This is a genomic window from Caballeronia sp. (genome assembly GCF_049581465.1).
GTDB lineage: Bacteria > Pseudomonadota > Gammaproteobacteria > Burkholderiales > Burkholderiaceae > Caballeronia.
In genome coordinates, this window is record NZ_JBAUSA010000032.1 from 1 (window position 1) to 3,673 (window position 3,673).

At 61.4% G+C, this 3,673-nt stretch carries 5 protein-coding genes; 2 read left to right on the forward strand and 3 right to left on the reverse strand.

The features are described from left to right. The first annotated feature begins 42 nt into the window (after positions 1-42). Both WCA53_RS00700 and WCA53_RS00705 read left to right on the forward strand, forming a co-directional pair. On the forward strand, positions 43-1,107 hold the full coding sequence (locus tag WCA53_RS00700) for a catalase family peroxidase (RefSeq protein WP_423904238.1): 1,065 nt from the start codon (positions 43-45) through the stop codon (positions 1,105-1,107). Beyond that, positions 1,104-1,637, forward strand: a complete 534-nt coding sequence (locus WCA53_RS00705; RefSeq protein ID WP_423904241.1) for a cytochrome b — start codon at positions 1,104-1,106, stop codon at positions 1,635-1,637. The genes WCA53_RS00700 and WCA53_RS00705 overlap by 4 nt, the downstream gene beginning before the upstream one ends. A gap of 85 nt (positions 1,638-1,722) precedes the next feature. On the opposite strand, the gene arsH is transcribed toward WCA53_RS00705, so the two are convergent. The 3 genes from arsH to WCA53_RS00720 form a co-directional block, all read right to left on the reverse strand. Then, on the reverse strand, positions 1,723-2,493 hold the full coding sequence (gene arsH / locus WCA53_RS00710) for an arsenical resistance protein ArsH (RefSeq protein WP_423904244.1): 771 nt from the start codon (positions 2,491-2,493) through the stop codon (positions 1,723-1,725). Next, on the reverse strand, positions 2,493-2,915 hold the full coding sequence (gene arsC, locus WCA53_RS00715; RefSeq protein ID WP_423904247.1) for an arsenate reductase (glutaredoxin): 423 nt from the start codon (positions 2,913-2,915) through the stop codon (positions 2,493-2,495). The genes arsH and arsC overlap by 1 nt, the downstream gene beginning before the upstream one ends. Continuing rightward, the coding region (locus tag WCA53_RS00720; protein ID WP_423904250.1) for an arsenic resistance protein at positions 2,912-3,673 on the reverse strand (762 nt) is incomplete at its 5' end. The genes arsC and WCA53_RS00720, both read right to left, overlap by 4 nt.

A 3,673-nucleotide genomic window follows, 5' to 3' on the forward strand; every position in this document is an offset into this window, starting at 1 on the left:
GCTAGATTTCTACTCAGCCGAATCATTGATCGGGAGAGATCGATGGCCGACAGACCGACGTCTAACGCGTCCACGTTCCGTTCGCTGGTACTGATTGCAGTCGTCGTGGTCGTGCTGGTCGCGGCCTTCGCCTTTACGGCCGGCTGGCTCTCGCCACAACGCCTGACGCCGGCAAAGATCGTCAACGCTCTCGCGCCGCCGGGCGGCGCGGTTCTGGGCTTCCGGCGCAATCACGCCAAGGGCATCTGCTTTACCGGCGGCTTCGAATCGAATGGCGCGGCTGCGGCCTTGTCCAAGGCGCCGATGTTCGCACCGGGCGCGTCGTCTGCGGTCACCGGACGTTTCAACCTCGCTACGCAGGATCCCAAAGCGCCCGACGCCACGGTTCGAGTACGGGGCCTTAGCCTGCGCATTGTCGCGCCGGATGGAAGCGAATGGCGCACGGCGATGATCGACGCTCCCGTCTTCCCGGTCGCCACGCCGCAGGCCTTCTACGACCTGCTCAAGGCCTCGGCTGACAAGAGCGATCCGGACGCCATGAAGAATTTTGCCGCCGCGCATCCGTCGTTCGGCAACTTTGTTGCGTGGGCCGGCAGCGCGCCGTGGACGGGCTCATTTGCGCAGGAGCAGTACAACAGCCTCAATAGCTTCATCTTCACCAACGCTGCGGGACAGGACGAGGCCGTGCGCTGGTCCTTCGTGCCAGCCGCGCATCCCGAGGCGGTGCCCCCCGACCAGTTGAAGGCGCGTGGCGACAACTTCCTCGACGCGGATATCACGCAGCGCGTGCAAAGCGCGCCGCAACGATGGACGCTGGTCGTCACTGTGGCCAATCCCGGTGACCCGACTGCCGACCCCACCCAGGCGTGGCCGGAGGATCGACGCAAGGTGGAGGCGGGTACGCTGGTGGTCAACGCCATTGAACCCGAGCCTGACGGGCCGTGCCGCGATCTCAACTTCGATCCCACTGTCCTGCCGCCCGGCATGCACGTCTCGGACGATCCGTTTCCCGCCGCGCGCTCAGCCGCCTATGCCGTCTCGTTCGACCGGCGAACCGCTGAGGATAAGGACTATCCGCACCATCCGGCGGGAGGAGACACGCCATGACCCCGATCCACGATCGCTTCACACCATTGCAGCGCGCGCTTCACTGGATCATGGCAATTTGCATCCTGGCGATGCTGTTCATCGGTGTCGGGATGGTGTCCACTGTTCGCCCGGATTATCTAACGCTCGTGTCCATCCACAAGCCGCTGGGTATAGTAATTCTTGTGCTGGCGCTGATTCGTCTGGTGGTCAGGTTGATGCGCGGCGCGCCACCGCTGCCGGCGTCGATGCCGGAGCCGATGAAACTCGCCGCTCGCCTGTCGCATCTCGCGTTCTACCTGCTGATGATTGGGCTGCCGCTGATCGGCTGGGGCATGCTGTCGGCCGCGGACTATCCCGTCGTGGTGTTCGGGATGCATTTGCCGTCCATCCTGCCGCATAGCAACGGCTTGCACACGCTGCTCTGGAACGCGCACAGGGTGCTCGCGCTGTGCTTCTTTGCGCTGATTTTGGTTCATCTGGCGGCGGCGCTGTTGCACGCGCTGGTCAGGCGTGACGGTGTGTTCGAGGCTATGGCGCCTTGGCGATGAGATGGTGAGACGCGCGCATGCCCGTGGTATTTTTTGCTTCGCCGGCGTCAATGGTCTAAATCACTGGCGGGGGCATAAGCAGTTGTCATTCGGCTTCACTCTCGTCGGTGTCGGCGTTAGTACTGGTGGTGTGCCCTTCATGGCACATGGAGGCAGTCGCCAATGCCGTCGCCAGTTCTGGATGCGCTTCCTTGCGCTCACTGTAGCGATCTGTCAGGTAGTCGGAGCGGTCGCGCACCATGAGCGTGAATTTAAACAACTCTTCCATCACGTCGACAACACGATCGTAGTAGGCCGATGCCTTCATTCGGCCGTCAGCGCCGAATTCCTGATACGCCTTTGGCACCGAGGATTGATTGGGGATGGTCACCATGCGCATCCACCGGCCGAGGATGCGCAGAGCGTTCACGGCGTTGAATGATTGCGAGCCGCCGCAGACCTGCATCACAGCGAGCGCACGGCCTTGCGTCGGACGCATGCCGCCGCTCTCAAGCGGCAGCCAGTCGATCTGATTCTTGAATACGGCTGTCAGCGTTCCGTGGCGCTCCGGGCTGCACCAGACATGTCCCTCGGACCACTCGGAAAGTTTGCGAAGTTCCACTACCTTTGGATGATCGGCCGCCACGCTGTCCACAAGCGGCAGACCGTGCGGATCGAAGACCCGGGTCTCGGCACCGAAATGGCGAAGGATGCGTTCGGCTTCGAGCGTGAGCAGACGGCTGTACGAAGTAGGCCGCAATGAACCAAAGAGCATCAGAATTCGCGGTGGGTGCGCTGAAACCACGCGAGGATCAAGTTTGCGCAGATCAGGCGTGTCGAGGTACGCCGGGTTGATATTGGGCAGATCCTGCGGCATCAGCAGACTCTCCGACCTTCGCTGTCGATGACCGCTTCGCCATCCTCTTTTGCAAATGCTCCCTTTTGCTGATCGTGCAGGATATCGAGAACGACTTCGGACGGCCGGCACAGGCGCACGCCAAGCGGCGTTACGACGAACGGCCGATTAATGAGGATCGGGTGTGCCTGCATGGCGTCGAGCAATTGGTCATCGGTCAAGGAGGCATTACCGAGGCCGAGTTCGGCATACGGGGCGCCCTTTTCGCGCAAAGCGGCGCGCACCGTCAGGCCAGAGCGGGTGATGAGCTCTTTGAGCAAGTCCCGCGTCGGCGGGGCTTTCAGGTACTCGACGATGACCGGCTCGATGCCGGCATTGCGGATCATCGCCAGCGTGTTGCGCGACGTGCCGCAGTCCGGGTTGTGATAGATCGTGACGCTCATACGGGTTGTCCTTGTGTACTGGTTTTTGCTTCATACCAATGCTGCGATCGATTGACGACACCGACGACGAGCAACATCACCGGCACCTCGATGAGCACGCCGACCACGGTGGCGAGTGCTGCGCCGGAGTGAAAGCCGAACAAGCTGATTGCCGTGGCCACCGCTAACTCGAAGAAATTGCTTGCACCGATCAGACTGGACGGTCCCGCAACGCAATGTGCGACACCGAGCCGGCGGTTCAACAAGTAGGCGAGGCCTGAATTGAAAAACACCTGAATGAGGATCGGCACTGCGAGCATCGCAATAACGAGTGGTTCCTTGATGATCGCCTGCCCTTGGAAGGCGAAGAGCAGCACCAACGTCGTGAGCAGCGCACAGATCGAATAGGGCCCGAGGTGTGCGACGGTCTTCCTAAAATATACCTCGCCCTTCGCCATCACCATCCGGCGCAGCAGTTGAGCGAGGATGACCGGGATGATGATGTAGAGGCCGACCGAGATAATCAGCGTATCCCACGGCACCGTAATGGCCGACAGACCGAGCAACAACGCGACGAGCGGCGCGAAGGCTACGATCATGATGGAATCGTTGAGCGCCACTTGCGAGAGTGTGAAATACGGATCGCCCTTGCAGAGCTGCGACCACACGAAAACCATTGCTGTGCAGGGGGCTGCAGCCAGGAGGATCAAGCCGGCGATGTAGCTGTCGAGTTGATCGGCGGGAAGCCACGGCGCGAACACATGGTGGATGAAGATCCA